Origin of the sequence: Pseudaestuariivita rosea (genome assembly GCF_017592335.1) — a bacterium.
Taxonomy (GTDB): Bacteria; Pseudomonadota; Alphaproteobacteria; order Rhodobacterales; family Rhodobacteraceae; genus Parasulfitobacter; species Parasulfitobacter rosea.
Window position 1 is genome coordinate 19,147 of sequence record NZ_JACNMP010000014.1, and the last position, 16,802, is coordinate 35,948.

Below are 16,802 nucleotides of genomic sequence, written 5' to 3' on the forward strand. Positions count from 1 at the left end.
GGTGTACTATGAATGAAGGCCCTTATCACCACGGAGACTTGCGCAGTGCTCTTCTGGATATCGCGGAAAATGAACTCCGCAGCGCACCTAATTCGGTACCTAGCATTCGATCCCTAGCTGCCCGGCTTGGTGTCAGCGCAACAGCGCCGCACGCGCATTTTCGTACTAAATCTGACTTGATGACGGCGCTCGCGGTGCGTGGCTTTGAACGTCTTGCGCGTGAATTGGAAGATGCAACGCGCAACGGTACTGATCTGACGGCCCTGGCCAAAGCCTACATGGTCTTTGCTCAAGACAATCTCGGTTTGTACCGGCTCATGTTTTCCACGGGCACACGCCCGACGGACGATGAGAAGCTGCGCCTGGTGTCCCGAAAGGCCTACGACATGCTTCGGGATGCGATTGCTGCAGCGTTTCCGGCCGAAGCCGAAGCGAAGCGAAAGGAGCGGACCCTTGCTGCTTGGGGCGTGGTGCATGGCCTTGCCTCCCTTGCGGCAGAGCAACGCATATCGGCGGAGGCACTTGAGCAAGTCTCGCCGCAGAAACTTGCCCAGATCGCCGCTGGATTAGTCACAGGTCTGTTCTGAGACTGCTGTCCAATTTGGCTTGGCCTGCACGCCGCATTGAAATACCTGAGGATCAGCACAACAAAACGAACTATACCGTGCGGAGCACACCAGCACATCCGTAGAGGATGGGACGATGACAAGCGGATGTTCGTTCGCTTTGAAGCGTATATGAAGTTTGGCTCGTTCAAGACCTTTGCAGCAGAGCCAATACTCGACTATTTCTGTCAGCGGCAGAAACAACTTTTTATGTCGTGGTCGGCGACACAATGTGCCCGATGCGTCAGCTGTTCAAGGTCTATTCTTCAGGTTCAAACGTCAGGGCGACCCCGTTGATGCAATAGCGTAAACCTGTGGGTTGTGGACCATCTGGAAAGACGTGACCAAGGTGGCCGTCGCAGCGATTGCAGTGTACCTCGGTCCGGCGCATGAACCAGCTGTTGTCCTGGCTTTCGCCCACCATTTTGGGATCAAGGGGCGCATAAAACGAAGGCCAACCCGTGCCGGAGTCAAATTTCGTCGCCTGCTCAAACAACGGTGCGCCGCAGCCCCTGCACAGATAGGTGCCCGGCGCTTTGGGGAAATCATCGTGGGTAAAGGCGCGTTCCGTGCCGTGTTTGCGCAACACCTTGAAGGCCAAATCATCAAGCTCTTCCCGCCATTCGGCTTCTGATTTGATGACTTTATCCATATATTCTCTCCGATTGTCTTAACTTTGACATATCTAGAGTGACATTTGATTTTAAAAAGAGCTGATAGAGACAGCGCGCCAGGAAAGGGACGGCGATGTTGGCATTTAAAAAAGGGCGCTATTCCGCGCGATTGGCCGAAACGGACGCAGATCGGGTTGCAGCGCAGGGGTTGCGGTACATCGCGTTTCGCGATCCGGATGGGGGCGGGCTGGATCGCGATGCGTTTGACGACAGATGCCAGCATGTTCTGGTCGAGGATCTGAAAACCGGCGCCTTGGTGTGTTGTTTCCGACTGTTGCCCTTGGATGGCGGCGCGCAGATCACTGAAAGCTATTCGGCGCAGTATTACGAATTGTCGGGTTTGCAGGCCTTCGATGGTCCGATTGTGGAAATGGGGCGGTTTTGCATTCACCCCGACTGGCGCGATCCGGATATTCTGCGCGTGGCCTGGGCTGCGATGACGCAATTTGTGGATGCCAACGAGGTTGAGCTGCTGTTTGGCTGTTCGTCGTTTCAGGGCACCGACGCGGCCGCCTATCATGATGCATTTGTGATGTTGCGAGAAAAGCATCTGGCGCCCAAACGCTGGCTGCCCAAGGTCAAGGCGCCGCGGGTTTTTCCCTTTGGCAGTCTGTTACGGGGCAAGCCCGACCGCAAGCAGGCCATGTTGCGGATGCCGCCCCTGTTGAAGACCTATCTGGTCATGGGCGGTTGGGTCAGTGATCATGCTGTCGTCGATAATGATCTGAACACGCTGCATGTTTTCACAGGGCTTGAGATCAGGGCTATTCCCCCGAACCGTGCCCGACTTTTGCGGGCGACTGCAGGGTGACTTGACGCGCCGCAGCCCTGCGTCTAGCTGGGCGGTATGGCACGGGCACCTTTATTGCAGCTTTCTGACATTGCGCTGACCTTTGGCGGCGATCCGATTTTTTCTGACCTGTCGCTGGTCGTGCAGCCTGGGGATCGGGTGGCGCTGGTCGGGCGCAACGGGTCTGGCAAATCGACGTTGATGAAAGTCATGGCCGCCCTGGTGGAACCCGATCAGGGCGAGTGCGTCGTGCCGCCCGGTATCTCGGTCGGGTATATGGAGCAGGACCCGGATATGACCGGTTTTGCCACGCTTGGCGATTTCGCGGCCAGCGGTCTGGATGCGGTCGAGGCCTATAGGGTTGAGATGTTCGCCGATGGTTTGAAGTTCAGCCCCGACACGCCTGTTCAGACAGCCTCGGGTGGGGAACGGCGGCGGGCGGCGCTGGCCAAGCTGATGGCCGAAGACCCGGACCTGATGCTGCTGGACGAACCTACGAACCATCTGGATATCGAGGCGATTGGCTGGCTGGAACAGACGTTGCAAAACACCCGCAGCGCCTTTGTTCTGATCAGCCACGACCGCGCGTTTTTGCAGGCGCTGACCCGTGCGACGCTTTGGATCGACCGGGGTGTTGTGCGGCGGCAGGAAAAAGGCTTTCAGGATTTTGAGGCCTGGCGCGACAAGACCTGGGCCGACGAGGATGACGCCCGCCACAAGCTGGATCGCAAGATCAAGGCCGAGGCCCGATGGGCCGTCGAAGGGATCAGCGCGCGCCGCAAACGCAATCAGGGGCGTGTTCGCGCCTTGCAGCAACTGCGCGCAGATCGGTCCGCGATAATCCGACGGCAGGGTGCCGCGGATATGTCGCTGCAAGCGGGGGCGAAGTCTGGCAAGAAGGTGATCGAGGCGCGGGGGATTTCTAAGGCGTTTGATGGCAAGGTGATCCTGCGCGACTTTTCGATCAGGGTGCATCGCGGGGATCGCGTGGCCTTTGTCGGGCCGAATGGCGTGGGCAAGACGACGCTGCTGAAGATGTTGCTGGGGCAAGAGGCGCCCGATGACGGCACGGTCACGCTTGGGACCAACCTGCAGGTGGCTGTTTTTGATCAGACCCGCGCGCAGCTTGATCCGGACGCCAGCCTTTGGGACAGTCTGACCGGCGATCCGGACATGCGGGTGTCAGGCAAGGCCGATCAGGTCATGGTGCGTGGTGCGCCGCGGCATGTGGTGGGATATCTGAAGGATTTTCTGTTCGACGAACGCCAGGCCCGCGCGCCCGTGCGCAGTTTGTCTGGGGGCGAAAAGGCGCGGTTGCTGCTGGCCAAGATCATGGCGCGGGAAAGCAATGTTCTGGTGCTGGATGAACCGACAAATGATCTGGACCTGGAAACGCTGGATCTGTTGCAGGAATTGCTGGGCGATTACGACGGTACGGTTCTGCTGGTCAGTCACGACCGCGATTTTCTGGACCGTGTCGCTGCGACAACCGTTGCGATGCAGGGCGACGGGCGCGCGGTGATATATGCAGGCGGTTGGAGCGATTATCAGGCGCAGCGGCAGGCGGATCAACCCGCCGCCGCGCCGAAGTCGGTCAAGAAAGAAAAACCGGCACCGAAAGCACTCCAGGCAGATACTGAGGGTTTGAGTTTTACCGAACGCCACCGGCTGGAAGAACTGCCAGCCGTTATTGAACGGCTGGAAGCCGAGATCGCGAAGTTGGAACAGTTCCTATCGGACCCCGATCTGTTCACGCGCGAACCGGTGAAGTTTCAAAAAGGGTCTGAGGCTTTGGTCGAACGGCAACGCGCCCTTGCCGCGGCCGAGGAAGAATGGCTGGACCTGGAAGACCGGGCGGCGGTTTGACCCGCTATTTCATCCGCAGGGCGCCATCAATGCGGATCGTTTCGCCGTTCAGGTAATCACATTCGACGATGAATTTGGCCAAAGCGGCGTATTCCGCGGGCTCGCCCAGACGTTTGGGATAGGTCACGTCGGCGGCCAGGCCATCCATGACCTCTTGTCCCAGACCTTCCAGCATGGGTGTTCTAAAGATACCGGGCGCAATCGCCATGGTACGGATGCTGACCGACGCCAGATCCCGTGCCATGGGCAGTTGCAGCCCCGCAATCCCGGCTTTGGACGCGGCATAGGCCACTTGCCCCTTTTGCCCGTCATAGGCCGCGATTGAGGCCGTGCTGATGATCACCCCCTTTGGATCGCCCGGATTGCCCGCCATCTTTTCCGCGGCCAGACGGGCCACATTGAAACTGCCCACCAGATTGATGTCGATCGTCTTCTGAAAGCTATCCAGGGTGTGCGGCCCATTGCGCCCCATCGTCTTTTCAGCCGTCGCGATGCCTGCACAGTTCACAAGGGCATTGATCAAACCCATCTGCGACAGGGCCTGATCAATACCACCCTGAACCGAGCTTTCATCCGTCACATCCACCCGCACAAAATGCGCCCCGATCCGGGCGGCATAATCCTGCCCTGCGTCGGCCAGATCGAAAATCACAACCTGCGCACCTGCGTCACAAAAAGCCTTGGCCGTCGCCGCCCCTAAACCAGATGCGCCACCCGTTATAATCGCAGCCGTTTTTGCAATATCCACCCTGCGTTCCCCATTTGATGCCCCTTTATTCAATACCAGAAAGATCAATTGCGTGTGATGCAAGCGGTTTCGGCCGATCTGTGCTTAAATTATACTTCATGCACGGCAATCACCAGCTTAGTGCAAAATAGCACAGAGAAATGTGCGATTATGCATCTGATATTCCGTTTTGCCGTCCTTAGCTAAGACATACGCACAAAAACTGTGTGAACAGCTAAGGAGCAGAGGAATGAAAAAGCTTATTGTTGGCGGCCTTGTACTGGCCCTTGCGACACCAGCCGTCGCGGATAACGATTGGACCGGGTTCTATGGCGGCGCGCAACTTGGGTACGGTGATGTAACAACCGATGGCGCGGCCGATCTGGATGGCGATGGTATCATTGGTGGTTTCCACTTGGGCTATGATTTCGACTTTGGCCAATATGTTCTTGGCGGCGGCTTGGATTACGATTTCGCCAATATCGAGTTGGACAATGATGCCGAAACGATCGAAGGCGTTTTGCGTCTAAGGGCGCGTGGCGGCATCGAACTGGGCCAGGGTTTGCTTTACGCAACCGGCGGATGGGCCCAGGCCAGCGCAGATAATCTGGACAATGATGACGGCTATTTCATCGGTGCGGGGTATGAGCAGATAATTGGCTCTAACCTATCAGTTGGGGGCGAGGTGCTGTATCACGAATTCGATGATTTCGATGACAGTGATATCGATATTGAGGCCACGACCCTTCAGGCGCGTGTGTCCTATCGGTTCTGATGTGGAAGGGGCGCCGCGCGCGCCCCTTTTGCCTGCGGCAAGTGAGTATTTGTGGAACAATGAAGTGGGTTAGGTATCAAGGACGCGGCATTTCCGCAGGCCGAAACGGCGGGTCAGTTTGGCATCTTTGAGTGCTTGGACAAGAGGATTAGTCAAAAAGAAAGCATGTCGTACTTTAGGGTCAATCCATAGATCAACACCCTCTGCGGCATTCGACTTCAATGCCAAATCACCATCTTTTGCATCGCCTGCAAGTTTCCATTGAAACGCATCGAACACTCTGGCCCGAGGGGACTCTTCAGGCACAAAAGCGTCTTTGGTTTCACCGAAGTTGATGCAGAAATACTCCCCTTCGACAGGCGTTGTTTGGTCATGTTGGAATATTTTCACTTCATGCAGGGTTGTCCTGCCCAGTTCAAATTGCCTTAGAACCTCAGCACAATTTGCAGAAACCGTCCAAAAGCCACCCGCCATACAAATATCTGGCAGTTTTTTAACCTTACCATCCCTGTACTTTCCGTAGATTTTTTTCGGGAATCGATCGGGTGGCATCCATTCGCCACGATCATTACGCTCAAGAGTTTCTATCGTAGTCTTCTGATCTTTCAGAAATACATCGGCATCGAGTGGTTTGATGAGCGTCGAATCCATCATTGCCTGACTGACCCACACGGTGTCTTTGCTCATACCATTGTCCCTTAGGCCTCAGCCGTTTCCAGCTTTTCCAACGCGGCTATCCACAAGGCCTCGGCGCGGTCCAGCCCCTCCATGACTTCGGCGTATTTTCTTTGCCAGACGTCGGCCTCGCCCGCCTTGCCCTCTTCATAAAGGGCGGGGTCGGCCAGTTTGGTGGCCAGTTTATCGCGCATTTCGTTCAACTTTTCGACGCGCGCCTCGCATTTGCGGACCTCGGATCGCAGGGCCATCACCTGATCACGGCTGGCGCGTTTGGGTTTGGGCTTCTCAGCCGTTTTCGCAGGTTTGTCCGCGCCAAGCAGCATCTTGCGATAGGCCTCAAGATCGTCCTGATAGGGCGTCACCGCGCCGTCTTTGACCAGCCACAGCCGGTCGGCCACAAGCCCCAAAAGGTGCATATCGTGGCTGACCAGGATGACGGCGCCGGAATAGGCCGTCAACGCCTCAACCAGCGCCTCACGCGACTCGATATCCAGGTGGTTTGTCGGTTCGTCGAGGATCAGCAGATGCGGCGCATCCAGCGTGGCCAGCAGCAGCGACAGCCGCGCCTTTTGCCCGCCCGACAGGCGCGCCACCACGGTTTCCGCCTGATCCGGCCCCAGCCCAAAGCCCGCAAGCTGCGCGCGCAGTTTCGACTGGGCCGTGTCGGGGCGTTCGCGCTGCAGATGCTGCAAGGGCGTTTCGTCGATATGCAGCTCATCCACCTGATGCTGGGCGAAATAGCCGATGCGCAGTTTGCTCGACTGCACCATGCGGCCGTCACGGGTCTCCAACCGGCCGGACAGCAGTTTCGACAGCGTGGATTTGCCTTGACCGTTCTTGCCCAAAAGCGCGATCCGATCGTCCTGATCGATCCGCAGGTTCAGCTGTTTCAGGACGATGATGTCGCCATAGCCCACGCTGGCGCCTTCGACATTGATGATGGGCGGTGGCAGTTCTTCTGGGTCAGGAAAGGTGAAAACGCGGCGCGCCTGTTCTTCGGGGGCAGCGATCGGTGTCATTTTCTCAAGCATCTTGACGCGGGATTGGGCCTGTTTCGCCTTGCTGGCCTTGGCTTTGAAACGGTCGACAAAGCTTTGCAGATGGGCACGGCGCGCGTCCTGCTTTTTCGCCATGGCGGCCTGCACCGCGCGCTGTTCGGCGCGCTGGCGGGCAAACTGATCATAGGGGCCCTGGTACAGCGTCAGTTGCCGATTTTCCAGATGCAGGATGCTGCCCACGGCGCGGTTCAGCAAGCCGCGGTCGTGGCTGATGATCAGAACGGTGTGCGGATAGCGGGCCAGATAGGTTTCCAGCCAGACCGCGCCTTCCAGGTCCAGATAGTTGGTCGGTTCGTCCAGCAGCAGCAGATCAGGGGCGGAAAATAGAACGGCGGCCAGCGCCACACGCATCCGCCAGCCGCCAGAGAAGGCCGAACAGGGCATCCGTTGTTCGGCGTCGTCAAACCCCAGCCCCTTCAGGATCGCGGCCGCGCGGGCCTCGGCCGACCAGGCGTCAATGTCGGCAAGGCGCGTCTGAATATCGGCGATGCGGGCGGGGTCGGTTGCTGTGTCGGCCTCGGCCAGCAATGCGGCGCGTTCGGTATCGGCGGCCAGAACCGTGTCGATCAGCGATACCTCGGACCCCGGTACCTCTTGTGCGACACCACCAATGCGCGCCTTGGCGGGCAGGGTGATGCTGCCGCCCTCAAGCGTCAACTCACCGCGGATCAGCCGGAACAGGGTTGTCTTGCCCGCCCCATTCGGTCCCACCAGGCCCACCTTGTGACCTGTCGGAATAAAGGCGCTGGCCCCGTCGAACAAAGGGCGGCCCTCAACGGCATAGCTTATCTCAGATATCTTCAACATGCCCGCACTGCTGACCGATCCAAAACGCAGTGTCAATCGCAGCACCCCCCTTCTTCTTGGTGAAAATACTCTGGGGGTGAGCGCCATCAGGCGCGAGGGGGCAACGCCCCCTGATTGGAAACCCAGCCTCGCACACCTATCTGACCCCTATGGCAGAGATCACAGCGCACCAGTCTTCCCTTCCCGCCGGTGGCGGCGCGTTTGCTTTGCCGTCCCTGACTTTGGGTGTTTTTCTGACCGATCAACCGGAACACCGACTGTCCCACGGGTCCGACCGCAGTCAGGTTCTGCCGTTAAGACAGAACCAGGGGTGGATTATGCCCGCGGGCAGTGAGGGGCTGTGTGAATATGACAAACCGCTGGATGTGGTTATGGTCACCGTTTCGTCCGATGTTCTGGATGAGTTTGGATTGCAGGATGCCGGCGCCATCCGCCCGGTTGTTGGGGATATCGATCCGCTGCTGTTAACCATGGCCATGAATGTAGGTGCGCTGGATGGGGCAGATACGCTCTACAGGCAGACGATGCAGCGGGCCATGGCGGCGCAGATTGTGCAGACGCTGCGCCCGCAGTCGCCCGTCAGTGCACAGATCGAAGACCGGCGGTTGCAGCGGGTCATCGACTATATCGAGGCGCATCTGGATCAGAACCTTGGCCTGGAGGATCTGGCGGGCATCGCCGCGATGAGCCCCACGCATTTCGCCAAGGCCTTCAAAGCCGCCACCGGCAAATCGCCCCTGCAATATGTGATTGGCGAACGCCTGACCCGCGCCTCGGTCCTGTTACGGACCAGCCGGTTGACTGTGGCCCAGATTGCCTACCGCGTGGGCTATAACGACATCAGCCGCTTTGGCCGGCACTTCAAACGCCAGTTCAAGGCGACGCCGGCTGCCTGGCGCGACGGGTAAATCCCAAAAAACGCATAGTGCATGACAAGAATCGCGCCTGTTAGGCGGGGCGCGGGATGCCATCTTTGGTCCATCGAAACAAAAACCGATGGAGATTGACATGAAAACGCTTGCTTTGACCACCGCCGCCTGCCTTCTGGCCACGACTGCTTTGGCCGATGTGCAAACCCGCACTGTCACGTTCGAAAATCAGGGCAGCACTCTGTCTGGAACGCTCTATCTGCCAGAAGGTCACGATGGCACCCCGCTGCCCACCGTGATCGTCACCGGCGCCTGGACCAGTGTCGAAGAACAGATGCCGCGCACCTATGCCGTGGAAATGGCCGAACGGGGCTTTGCCGCTTTCACCTTTGATTTCCGGGGCTGGGGCAAGTCGGGCGATCTGGAAAACCAGGTCCGCTTCAAGGAAGACCCACAGGCCAAGATCAGCGATATCCGCGCGGCCATCGGCTTTGTTGCGACATTGCCCGAGGTGGATGCGGCGCAGATCAGTGGTTTGGGTATCTGTGCCTCGGCCGGATATATGGTCGATGCGGTTGCGGGCAATCCGCTGGTTCAAAGCGTCGGCCTGGTGGCCCCCTGGCTGCAAAACAATGAAATCGTCGACGCCGTCTATGGTGGCTCCGATGGCGTGAACGGTCTGATCGACGTATCGCGCACAGCTGCGGCCGAGGGCGGCCAGATCATACCCGCCGCCGGACCAGAAGGCGCCGAGGGCGTGCTGATGCCGATCGGTGGCTACTACTACGACCCCGCCCGCGGTGCGATCTCGGAATATGATAACCAGTGGAACCAGATGTCTTGGGAAGGCTGGCTGACGTATCACCCCGCAGATCATGCCGATCGGTTGGACAAGCCCCTGGCGATTGTCCATTCCGAGGCCGCGGCGATCCCCCAAGGCGTTCGCAGATTCCTGGACGGCTACGCCGGTGACGCGACCCTGCAGTGGTTAGAGGGCGTCAGCCAGTTCGACTTCTACGACAACCCCGAAGATGTCGAGCGCGCGGCTAACACGATGGCCAACCACTTCCGCACCCAATCCTGATCCTGCGCAGCCCCGGCCCGCGCGCCGGGGCCTCGGAACACCCCATAGATAAGGAGACCACCATGAAACCGCTTTTCGCCCTAGCCACCGCCTTTGCCCTTGCCCTGCCATTTGCCGCCCCGGCGCAAATCTTCGAAGGTGAATCGATCACGCAAGAAACACTGGTCGATCACGCCGAAATGATCCGGATTGCCGATGCCATTGACGCCGCTGTCGATGCCAAAGACTGGCCCCTGGCGCGCAGCTTTTTCACCGATCAGATCACGGTCGATTTCACATCGCATGTGGGCGGCGATCCGGCCACCATTCCCGCCGATGGTCTGATCACGGGATGGTCCGGCAATCTGACGGCCGAGAAGACCTCGTTCCATCTGCGCGGCAATCATCGCATCACCTTCACCGGGGATAACAGCGCCGTCATGCTGTCGCACGGCTACGCCTGGAACCGGATGGAGCGGGGTGCATTGCCCGAAAACGGCAGCGACCCCCTGTGGGAGGTCTGGGGCACCTATGAGCACCAGTTCACCCGCGAAGACGATCAGTGGAAAGTGTCGGGCATGACCTTCACCGCCACGGCGGAACGAGGCAATCCCTTTGTGCGCAACACGCCTGGAAACTGAGTGTGACGTCCATTGGGTCAAGGGGGATCGGGTAAAACACCGATGCCCCTTTTCCTTTCGCAAACCGCATGTTAAGCGCGCCACAAATCTATCCCAAGGAGAGACAAATGGCCCTAGAACGCACCTTCAGCATCATCAAGCCTGACGCCACCAAGCGGAACCTGACGGGCAAGATCAACGCGAAATTCGAAGACGCCGGTCTGCGTATCATCGCCCAAAAGCGTATTCACCTGACAAAAGAGCAAGCCGGCGTTTTCTATGCCGTCCACGCCGAACGCCCCTTCTACGATGAGCTGTGCGAATTCATGGCATCTGGCCCGATTGTGGCGCAGGTTCTGGAAGGCGAAGGCGCCATTGCCAAAAACCGCGAAGTCATGGGCGCCACAAACCCCGCGGACGCCGCACCTGGCACAATCCGCGCGGAATTTGCCGAAAGCGTCGGCGAAAACTCGGTCCACGGATCGGACTCGCCTGAAACCGCTGCAGTTGAAATCGCCTACTTCTTCTCGGGCCTCGAACTGGTCGGTTAAACCTTTTCGACCTCAAGGGTCGTCCGATCATCCGATGCCAGGGCGGCCTTTTTTTGAATATCCTCTTTCAGCAATGCGACGTTGCGCAGGTTCGCGTTCCAGCCGATGTCGAAGATATCCCCGACCAACGGAACGCTGCCGATCACAACATCGACCAGGATATTGAAAAGCATGCGCCCGGTGGTGTGGTTTGACACCCCTAACTGCTTGGATTTAAAAACAATATAGCCTGCGGGAATAAGGGCCGCACTATCGCCCAGAACCGGGACAAGCCCCGCGATACTGTCCAGACCAATGCGGATGTTCGTGCCCGGCACGCGCACGATGTTGTCCATCGTGTTGGCCAGACGTTCAAGCTTTGCAATCTCTTTGTCCATACTATCCAAAATGTTGATTTAATTTCGTTTTTCAATGACGCCGATGGTGTTCAGTATCCGCTCCAGCTCGGTTGCGGGGGTGGGTCGGGCATCGGCCTTGATGGCGTCAAACCGTTGGCGCAGCTGCTTTTTCTCGGCCCCCTTACAGTCATTCCAAGGCCTGCCCTGCAGCGCCATGACCAGAACATAATACCCGATAAAATGCGGCTGAACTCCGGATTTCAACAGGCGGCGATAGGCCTCATCCGCGCCTATGTCGCGCAATTCCTCCGCCGAGTGAATACCCGCCTTCGCACAATCCCGTTCATAGGCCGGACCCAGATTTCGAATGCTGCTGATGGCGGTCATGACGTGGCGGTAAATCCGTTACTCAACATGTGAACACAGCCTATGACGGCTGACAGTGTTGGGCAAATACTAAAGGTTTGCAAAACATAAACGGCGCGTCCGCCGCGATAGGCCCAGCTTAACGGCATCAAAGCATTTTTTGCGAACGTTTATCGGGGACCTGACAATCAAATGCACAAAGAACCAAGTACGTCCACGCCCCAATCAGAATCTGTCAACCGAACCTACTCAAAAGAGGGATGAAAAATGATCCTTGCCACCACTTTCGTCCTGCTGTCCCTTAGCTTCTTTTGGGCGCTGTCAGACCAGTAACCGTCATTATTGTTCCAAAAATACTCCCGCCGGAGGCAAACCCGAGGGGCCGTTCAGGCCCCGAGATAAAGACGTGACGCGCGCCAGCGCGTCTCATTTGGATCACTCTGCGGCTGTTTTCAGCTGAAAGCCCTGTTCCAGCATATCGGCCGGTTCTACAGGGTATTCGCCCGAAAAACACGCGTCACAATAGGCCGGGGCCTTGGGGTCGCGGCCACCGGCTTCACCCACTGCGCGATAAAGACCATCCAGGGATATAAATCGCAGGCTATCAACGGCCAGATGGTTGCGCATTTCCTCTTCGCTCATCGTGGCGGCCAGCAGTTTTTCGCGTTGGGGCGTGTCGACCCCGTAAAAACAGGGCCATGCGGTGGGGGGGCTAGCGATGCGGAAGTGCACCTCGGCCGCGCCTGCATCCAGTATCATTTCCTTGATCTTGCGACTGGTCGTGCCGCGCACCACGCTGTCATCGACCAGGATCACACGCTTGCCTTCGATCAGGGCGCGGTTGACGTTCAGTTTCAGCCGCACGCCCATGTTTCGGATCTGCTCGGTCGGCTCAATAAAAGTGCGGCCCATATACTGATTTCGGATGATACCCATAGCATAGGGAATGCCGCTTTCCTGGCTGAACCCGATGGCCGCCGGCGTGCCACTGTCTGGGACCGGGCAGACCAGATCGGCGTCGACCGGGGCTTCCTTGGCCAATTCCACACCGATCTGGCGGCGGGTTTCATAGACAGATCGTCCGCCCAGAATACTGTCGGGGCGGGAAAAATAGACGTGTTCAAAGATGCAGAACCGCGATTTGGCAGGGCGGAAGGGGAAATGGCTTTGCACGCCCTTGTCATTGATCACCACCATCTCGCCCGGTTCGATTTCACGGATAAAGCGCGCCCCGATGATGTCCAGCGCACAGGTTTCGGAGCTAAGCACCCAGCCATCGCCCACCTGACCCAGCACCAAGGGACGCACCCCAAGGGGGTCGCGCACGCCGATCAGTTTGGTGCGGGTCATCGCGACGACAGAAAAGGCACCTTCGACCTTGCGCAGGGCTTCCTCCATCCGGTCGGGGATGCTGCGCCCCATGGACCGCGCCATCAGGTGGATGATACATTCGCTGTCGGATGAAGACTGAAAGATCGACCCGCGATCAATCAACTCGCGCCGCAGGGAATTGGCGTTGGTGATGTTGCCGTTATGCGCAATCGCAGCACCGCCCATGGAAAATTCGCCGAAAAAGGGCTGAACATCACGGATGGCCGTCTGCCCCTTGGACCCGGCGGTCGAATAGCGGACATGTCCGATGGCCAGGGCACCGGGCAGCGTTTGCATCACGCTTTCATCGGTGAAGTTATCACGCACATAGCCAAACCTGCGGACCGAGTTGAAGCCCTGTTCAGGATCATGGGCGACGATCCCGCCTGCCTCTTGGCCGCGATGCTGCAAAGCGTGCAGACCAAGGGCCACGAAATTCGCAGCATCGCTTAGGCCGATCACGCCGAAGATCCCGCATTCCTCTTTCAGTTTGTCATCATCAAAGGGATGGGCGGGGGGCATTGTATTGGACAAGGCTGGCAGCTCCGAATCCGGTTGTCTGATGCGTTTTTACTTAGGGGCTTTGATCCCCGGTGTCACGAAACTATCATGTTTCTTGCCATAAAATGCTGTGGCATGTTGCAGCGCGGCAGGCGTTGGGCCGGATTGTGCCCGGCCCGAATGATCTGCAGGTTTAGTTGGGCAAAACGAACTCAACCCGGCGGTTCTGTGCTCGACCGTTTGGATTGTCGCTGCCGTCGTCATGGGCGTTTGCGGCAATCGGTTCTGCTGCACCCACGCCGGTTGCGATAATCTTGTCAGCGGTCATATCGCTGTTTTCAACAATCCAGGCGCGTACGATTTCGGCGCGCTGCTGACCCAGGGCCTGATTATAGGCGTCGCTGCCGATTGCATCGGTGTGGCCCTTGATCTCAAGAGTTTCGACCTTGGCCAGTTTGTCTGACACTGTTTTCAGGGTTTCCACTGCGGACGGGTTCAGGTCGGCTGTTCCGAAGTCAAACAGGACGTCCGACAGCATAACCATTGCGTCAGCTTCGCCATCTTCGCCCTTGCGCATGGCCAACGCGGGGTCTGACGCGGCGATGTCTTCCAGGTTTGGGGCGTCAGTGGATTTTTCCATGGTTTCGGGCTTGGCCATGCTGTCCGAGGTCGCCGGATCAGCGGCATCCTGGGCAAAGGCTGCAGTGGATATCAAGGCGGCGGTCAGCGCGATTAGGGATATGCGGGGTGTCATTCAGGATCTCCGTTCTTGGTTTGGCAAGAACAGCGTTATCCCCCATCCGATCACAGGGGAAATGACAGGTTGTCATATCGATGTCAGAAATGTTTTAGGATTGAAACGGTTTATCATAAGCGCGTGTCGGGCCTGACATATTTGTAGAACTGGCTTGTCGGATAAGATGCTACCGTGATGTCATATTCGGCTGTCGTGTTTCACCTGCGCTGCAGAAACGATCGGTTCAAGGGCGCTTGTTAGAAGTTCAACCAGTTCAGGATCCATAAACCCATAATCATCAGGAATATCCAACACATGGATGGATTTATGCCGAATGGCCGCGCGAAACTGGGCTATAAGGCGCGATTTGTGTTTTTCTTCCATCACCATGATCAGATCTGCCCACTCAATGTCTGCAAATGTGACGTGTTTACGGGCATTGCGGCTGGTACCGGCTGATCTGACGGCAACCGTATTGTCGCGGCGCCATATGCGTTCAGCGGTGGGGCTGCGCCATTGATTTCGGCTGCAGATAAAAAGCAGATTCAAGCGGTTCGGCGTCAAGAATGATCCGACCTACAGCAGTCAGGTACCAACATCCGGGGTCTGCAACAGCTGGACGCCGTTGATTTTCCAGCCCTCATCGGTCTGGATCATCTGATAGTCCAGTGTGTGAACGCGCCCGGCGGCGTCGGTGACCTGAACCCTTTGCCACAGATTGCCCGCGACTTCGCGCAGTTCCAGAAAGCGCACGTCTTCAGGGCGCCAGACCATTGGATAGCCTTGCCGGACCATCGTGCCGAAGTTTTCAGGCGTGCGGAAAATCTGTTGAATGCCAGGACTGGCGTAGGTGAAAGCAGTTTCGAAATCATCGGCCCTGAAGGCCGCGATCTGGTTATCGATCGTGGCCTGAATATCAGCCTGGGGTTCGTGATGTGCGCCGACAGGCAGAACCATGCAAAGTAAAACTGAGATTACAAATAGAAAACGGGCCATCCGGTGCCTCCTTCTTTGGTCAAAGGATAGCGACCGGATGGCCCGTGTCAAACCGGATTACTGCTGCATCGTCAGTTGAGCGGCAGCCGGGCCAAGGGCGGACAGACCTTTCAGAATATCAATGGCATAGGCCAGTTGATAATCCTCATCCCGCAGTTTGGCGGCCTCTTCCGCGCGGGCGCGTTCTTCCTCGATCTGGCGACGCTGGTCTTCGGTCAGGCTGTCGTTGTCCAGGCGACCGCGCAAGTCAGCTTCCGACCGGCTGAAGGCATCTGTTTCTTCCTCGTCCGTTTCAGGCACGCGGGGTGGCTGGTTGACGATGATGTCGGGCGAAATGCCAAGCGCCTGGATCGAACGACCCGATGGTGTGTAATAGCGTGCAGTCGTCAGACGCATGGCCCCGTCGCCGCGCAGAGGCACAACGCTTTGGACCGATCCCTTGCCGAAGCTTTTGGTGCCGATGACAATCGCACGTCGATGATCCTGCAACGCACCGGCCACGATTTCCGAGGCCGAGGCAGACCCGCCGTTGATCAGAACGACAATCGGTTTGCCTTCGGTCAGATCGCCGGGTGTTGCATTGAACCTGTCACCATCCGCAGGGTTACGGCTGCGGGTCGAGACGATTTCGCCCTTGTCAAGAAACGCATCCGATACCCGGATTGCCTGCGTCAGCAGACCGCCGGGATTGTTGCGCAGATCCAGTACGAAACCGTTGACGTTTTCAATACCACCTGCGGCGTCGACCTGTTCTTTCAGACCGGATTCAAGGTTGGTATAGGTCTGGTCATTAAAGGTCGTCACCCGTAACACAACCGTTTGTCCTTCGGTCCGGGTGCGCACGGCGGTCAGTTTGATGGTGTCGCGGACGATGGTGATGTCAAACGGCTCAGCCTCGCCTTCGCGCACGACGGTAATCGAGATTTCAGACCCGACCGGGCCGCGCATCATATCGACGGCCTCGTCCAAGGTCAGACCCAGAACGCTTTCGCCATCGACATGGGTGATAAAGTCACCGGCTTCGACACCGGCTGCATCGGCCGGGGTGCCATCGATGGGGGAAACGACCTTCACAAAGCCCTCTTCCTGCGTGACTTCGATGCCCAAGCCGCCGAATTCACCACGGGTCTGCACACGCATGGCGGCGGCATCTTCGGGTGACAGATAGCTGGAATGGGGATCAAGCGAGGTCAGCATGCCGTTGATCGCAGCTTCAATCAGTTCTTTTTCATCGACTTCCTCGACATACTGACCGCGGATGCGTTCAAAGATGTCACCAAACAGATCAAGCTGTTCGTAGACGTTGACGGTTTCCTGCGTTTCCTGTGCCAAAAGCGGGCCTGCGATCTGCGTGGTCCAGACCGCACCGGCGATCGTTCCAATCGCGGCTGCCATAAAAAACTTCTTCATG

The 16,802-nt window shown here is 57.8% G+C and carries 19 protein-coding genes; 8 read left to right on the forward strand and 11 right to left on the reverse strand.

The window, feature by feature from the left end:
* Positions 1 to 8 precede the first annotated feature (8 nt).
* Positions 9 to 587 (forward strand): TetR/AcrR family transcriptional regulator, encoded by a 579-nt coding sequence (locus tag H7848_RS11040; protein WP_208351290.1) that lies wholly within the window; start codon positions 9 to 11, stop codon positions 585 to 587.
* Positions 588 to 864: 277 nt separating this feature from the next.
* On the opposite strand, the gene msrB is transcribed toward H7848_RS11040, so the two are convergent.
* Positions 865 to 1,257 carry a peptide-methionine (R)-S-oxide reductase MsrB gene (msrB, locus tag H7848_RS11045; protein ID WP_208351293.1) on the reverse strand — a complete coding sequence of 131 codons (393 nt, stop codon included), beginning with the start codon at positions 1,255 to 1,257 and terminating at the stop codon, positions 865 to 867.
* Positions 1,258 to 1,352: 95 nt separating this feature from the next.
* Here msrB and H7848_RS11050 point away from each other — a divergent pair, with 95 nt between their 5' ends.
* A complete protein-coding gene (locus tag H7848_RS11050) occupies positions 1,353 to 2,090 on the forward strand; it encodes a GNAT family N-acetyltransferase (protein ID WP_208351295.1) in 738 nt (245 codons plus the stop codon).
* Positions 2,091 to 2,126: 36 nt separating this feature from the next.
* Positions 2,127 to 3,935: an ABC-F family ATP-binding cassette domain-containing protein gene (locus H7848_RS11055; protein ID WP_208351301.1), complete on the forward strand. Its 1,809-nt coding sequence runs from the start codon at positions 2,127 to 2,129 to the stop codon at positions 3,933 to 3,935.
* Between the two features lie 4 nt (positions 3,936 to 3,939).
* Here H7848_RS11055 and H7848_RS11060 read toward each other — a convergent pair whose 3' ends face one another.
* A complete protein-coding gene (locus tag H7848_RS11060; RefSeq protein ID WP_208351307.1) occupies positions 3,940 to 4,683 on the reverse strand; it encodes an SDR family NAD(P)-dependent oxidoreductase in 744 nt (247 codons plus the stop codon).
* Between the two features lie 229 nt (positions 4,684 to 4,912).
* On the opposite strand from H7848_RS11060, the gene H7848_RS11065 reads away from it, so the two are divergent.
* A complete protein-coding gene (locus H7848_RS11065; protein ID WP_208351310.1) occupies positions 4,913 to 5,437 on the forward strand; it encodes an outer membrane protein in 525 nt (174 codons plus the stop codon).
* A gap of 69 nt (positions 5,438 to 5,506) precedes the next feature.
* Here H7848_RS11065 and H7848_RS11070 read toward each other — a convergent pair whose 3' ends face one another.
* Both H7848_RS11070 and H7848_RS11075 read right to left on the reverse strand, forming a co-directional pair.
* Positions 5,507 to 6,124, reverse strand: a complete 618-nt coding sequence (locus H7848_RS11070; RefSeq protein ID WP_208351312.1) for an imm11 family protein — start codon at positions 6,122 to 6,124, stop codon at positions 5,507 to 5,509.
* 11 nt (positions 6,125 to 6,135) lie between these two features.
* Positions 6,136 to 7,980 (reverse strand): ABC-F family ATP-binding cassette domain-containing protein, encoded by a 1,845-nt coding sequence (locus H7848_RS11075; protein ID WP_208351498.1) that lies wholly within the window; start codon positions 7,978 to 7,980, stop codon positions 6,136 to 6,138.
* 149 nt (positions 7,981 to 8,129) lie between these two features.
* Here H7848_RS11075 and H7848_RS11080 point away from each other — a divergent pair, with 149 nt between their 5' ends.
* The 4 genes from H7848_RS11080 (at position 8,130) to ndk (ending at position 11,083) form a co-directional block, all read left to right on the forward strand.
* Positions 8,130 to 8,888 (forward strand): helix-turn-helix domain-containing protein, encoded by a 759-nt coding sequence (locus tag H7848_RS11080; RefSeq protein WP_208351315.1) that lies wholly within the window; start codon positions 8,130 to 8,132, stop codon positions 8,886 to 8,888.
* A gap of 100 nt (positions 8,889 to 8,988) precedes the next feature.
* A complete protein-coding gene (locus H7848_RS11085) occupies positions 8,989 to 9,933 on the forward strand; it encodes an alpha/beta hydrolase (RefSeq protein WP_208351318.1) in 945 nt (314 codons plus the stop codon).
* Positions 9,934 to 9,995: 62 nt separating this feature from the next.
* Entirely contained in the window at positions 9,996 to 10,553 is a 558-nt protein-coding gene (locus tag H7848_RS11090) for a nuclear transport factor 2 family protein (protein ID WP_208351321.1), read from the forward strand.
* 107 nt (positions 10,554 to 10,660) lie between these two features.
* Complete coding sequence (gene ndk / locus H7848_RS11095; protein WP_208351323.1) at positions 10,661 to 11,083, forward strand: nucleoside-diphosphate kinase; 423 nt, start codon at positions 10,661 to 10,663, stop codon at positions 11,081 to 11,083.
* On the opposite strand, the gene H7848_RS11100 is transcribed toward ndk, so the two are convergent.
* The 7 genes from H7848_RS11100 to H7848_RS11130 all read right to left on the reverse strand — a co-directional run bounded on the left by H7848_RS11100 (position 11,080) and on the right by H7848_RS11130 (position 16,801).
* On the reverse strand, positions 11,080 to 11,460 hold the full coding sequence (locus H7848_RS11100) for a DUF4112 domain-containing protein (protein WP_237072704.1): 381 nt from the start codon (positions 11,458 to 11,460) through the stop codon (positions 11,080 to 11,082). The two genes, ndk and H7848_RS11100, sit on opposite strands and share 4 nt — an antisense overlap.
* A gap of 18 nt (positions 11,461 to 11,478) precedes the next feature.
* Positions 11,479 to 11,808 carry a TfoX/Sxy family protein gene (locus H7848_RS11105; RefSeq protein ID WP_208351329.1) on the reverse strand — a complete coding sequence of 110 codons (330 nt, stop codon included), beginning with the start codon at positions 11,806 to 11,808 and terminating at the stop codon, positions 11,479 to 11,481.
* 414 nt (positions 11,809 to 12,222) lie between these two features.
* Positions 12,223 to 13,680, reverse strand: coding sequence for an amidophosphoribosyltransferase (purF, locus tag H7848_RS11110; RefSeq protein ID WP_208351500.1), 1,458 nt, complete (start codon positions 13,678 to 13,680; stop codon positions 12,223 to 12,225).
* A 172-nt stretch (positions 13,681 to 13,852) separates the two neighbouring features.
* Entirely contained in the window at positions 13,853 to 14,413 is a 561-nt protein-coding gene (locus H7848_RS11115) for an OmpA family protein (RefSeq protein ID WP_208351330.1), read from the reverse strand.
* A 180-nt stretch (positions 14,414 to 14,593) separates the two neighbouring features.
* The gene (locus tag H7848_RS11120) at positions 14,594 to 14,944 is read right to left on the reverse strand and encodes a low molecular weight protein tyrosine phosphatase family protein (protein WP_208351332.1); all 351 of its coding nucleotides are present in this window, start codon (positions 14,942 to 14,944) and stop codon (positions 14,594 to 14,596) included.
* Positions 14,945 to 14,980: 36 nt separating this feature from the next.
* On the reverse strand, positions 14,981 to 15,391 hold the full coding sequence (locus tag H7848_RS11125) for a DUF4864 domain-containing protein (RefSeq protein WP_208351335.1): 411 nt from the start codon (positions 15,389 to 15,391) through the stop codon (positions 14,981 to 14,983).
* Between the two features lie 57 nt (positions 15,392 to 15,448).
* Complete coding sequence (locus H7848_RS11130) at positions 15,449 to 16,801, reverse strand: S41 family peptidase (RefSeq protein ID WP_208351338.1); 1,353 nt, start codon at positions 16,799 to 16,801, stop codon at positions 15,449 to 15,451.
* Position 16,802: the final 1 nt, after the last annotated feature.

Coding starts and splice junctions, on each gene's coding strand:
- H7848_RS11080 (WP_208351315.1), top strand. CDS start 8,130: ATGGCAGAGATCACAGCGCACCAGTCTTCCCTTCCCGCCGGTGGCGGC.
- ndk (WP_208351323.1), top strand. CDS start 10,661: ATGGCCCTAGAACGCACCTTCAGCATCATCAAGCCTGACGCCACCAAG.
- H7848_RS11050 (WP_208351295.1), top strand. CDS start 1,353: ATGTTGGCATTTAAAAAAGGGCGCTATTCCGCGCGATTGGCCGAAACG.
- H7848_RS11065 (WP_208351310.1), top strand. CDS start 4,913: ATGAAAAAGCTTATTGTTGGCGGCCTTGTACTGGCCCTTGCGACACCA.
- msrB (WP_208351293.1), bottom strand. CDS start 1,257: ATGGATAAAGTCATCAAATCAGAAGCCGAATGGCGGGAAGAGCTTGAT.
- H7848_RS11040 (WP_208351290.1), top strand. CDS start 9: ATGAATGAAGGCCCTTATCACCACGGAGACTTGCGCAGTGCTCTTCTG.
- H7848_RS11055 (WP_208351301.1), top strand. CDS start 2,127: ATGGCACGGGCACCTTTATTGCAGCTTTCTGACATTGCGCTGACCTTT.
- H7848_RS11085 (WP_208351318.1), top strand. CDS start 8,989: ATGAAAACGCTTGCTTTGACCACCGCCGCCTGCCTTCTGGCCACGACT.
- H7848_RS11100 (WP_237072704.1), bottom strand. CDS start 11,460: ATGGACAAAGAGATTGCAAAGCTTGAACGTCTGGCCAACACGATGGAC.
- H7848_RS11130 (WP_208351338.1), bottom strand. CDS start 16,801: ATGAAGAAGTTTTTTATGGCAGCCGCGATTGGAACGATCGCCGGTGCG.
- purF (WP_208351500.1), bottom strand. CDS start 13,680: ATGCCCCCCGCCCATCCCTTTGATGATGACAAACTGAAAGAGGAATGC.
- H7848_RS11075 (WP_208351498.1), bottom strand. CDS start 7,980: ATGTTGAAGATATCTGAGATAAGCTATGCCGTTGAGGGCCGCCCTTTG.
- H7848_RS11090 (WP_208351321.1), top strand. CDS start 9,996: ATGAAACCGCTTTTCGCCCTAGCCACCGCCTTTGCCCTTGCCCTGCCA.
- H7848_RS11070 (WP_208351312.1), bottom strand. CDS start 6,124: ATGAGCAAAGACACCGTGTGGGTCAGTCAGGCAATGATGGATTCGACG.
- H7848_RS11115 (WP_208351330.1), bottom strand. CDS start 14,413: ATGACACCCCGCATATCCCTAATCGCGCTGACCGCCGCCTTGATATCC.
- H7848_RS11125 (WP_208351335.1), bottom strand. CDS start 15,391: ATGGCCCGTTTTCTATTTGTAATCTCAGTTTTACTTTGCATGGTTCTG.
- H7848_RS11105 (WP_208351329.1), bottom strand. CDS start 11,808: ATGACCGCCATCAGCAGCATTCGAAATCTGGGTCCGGCCTATGAACGG.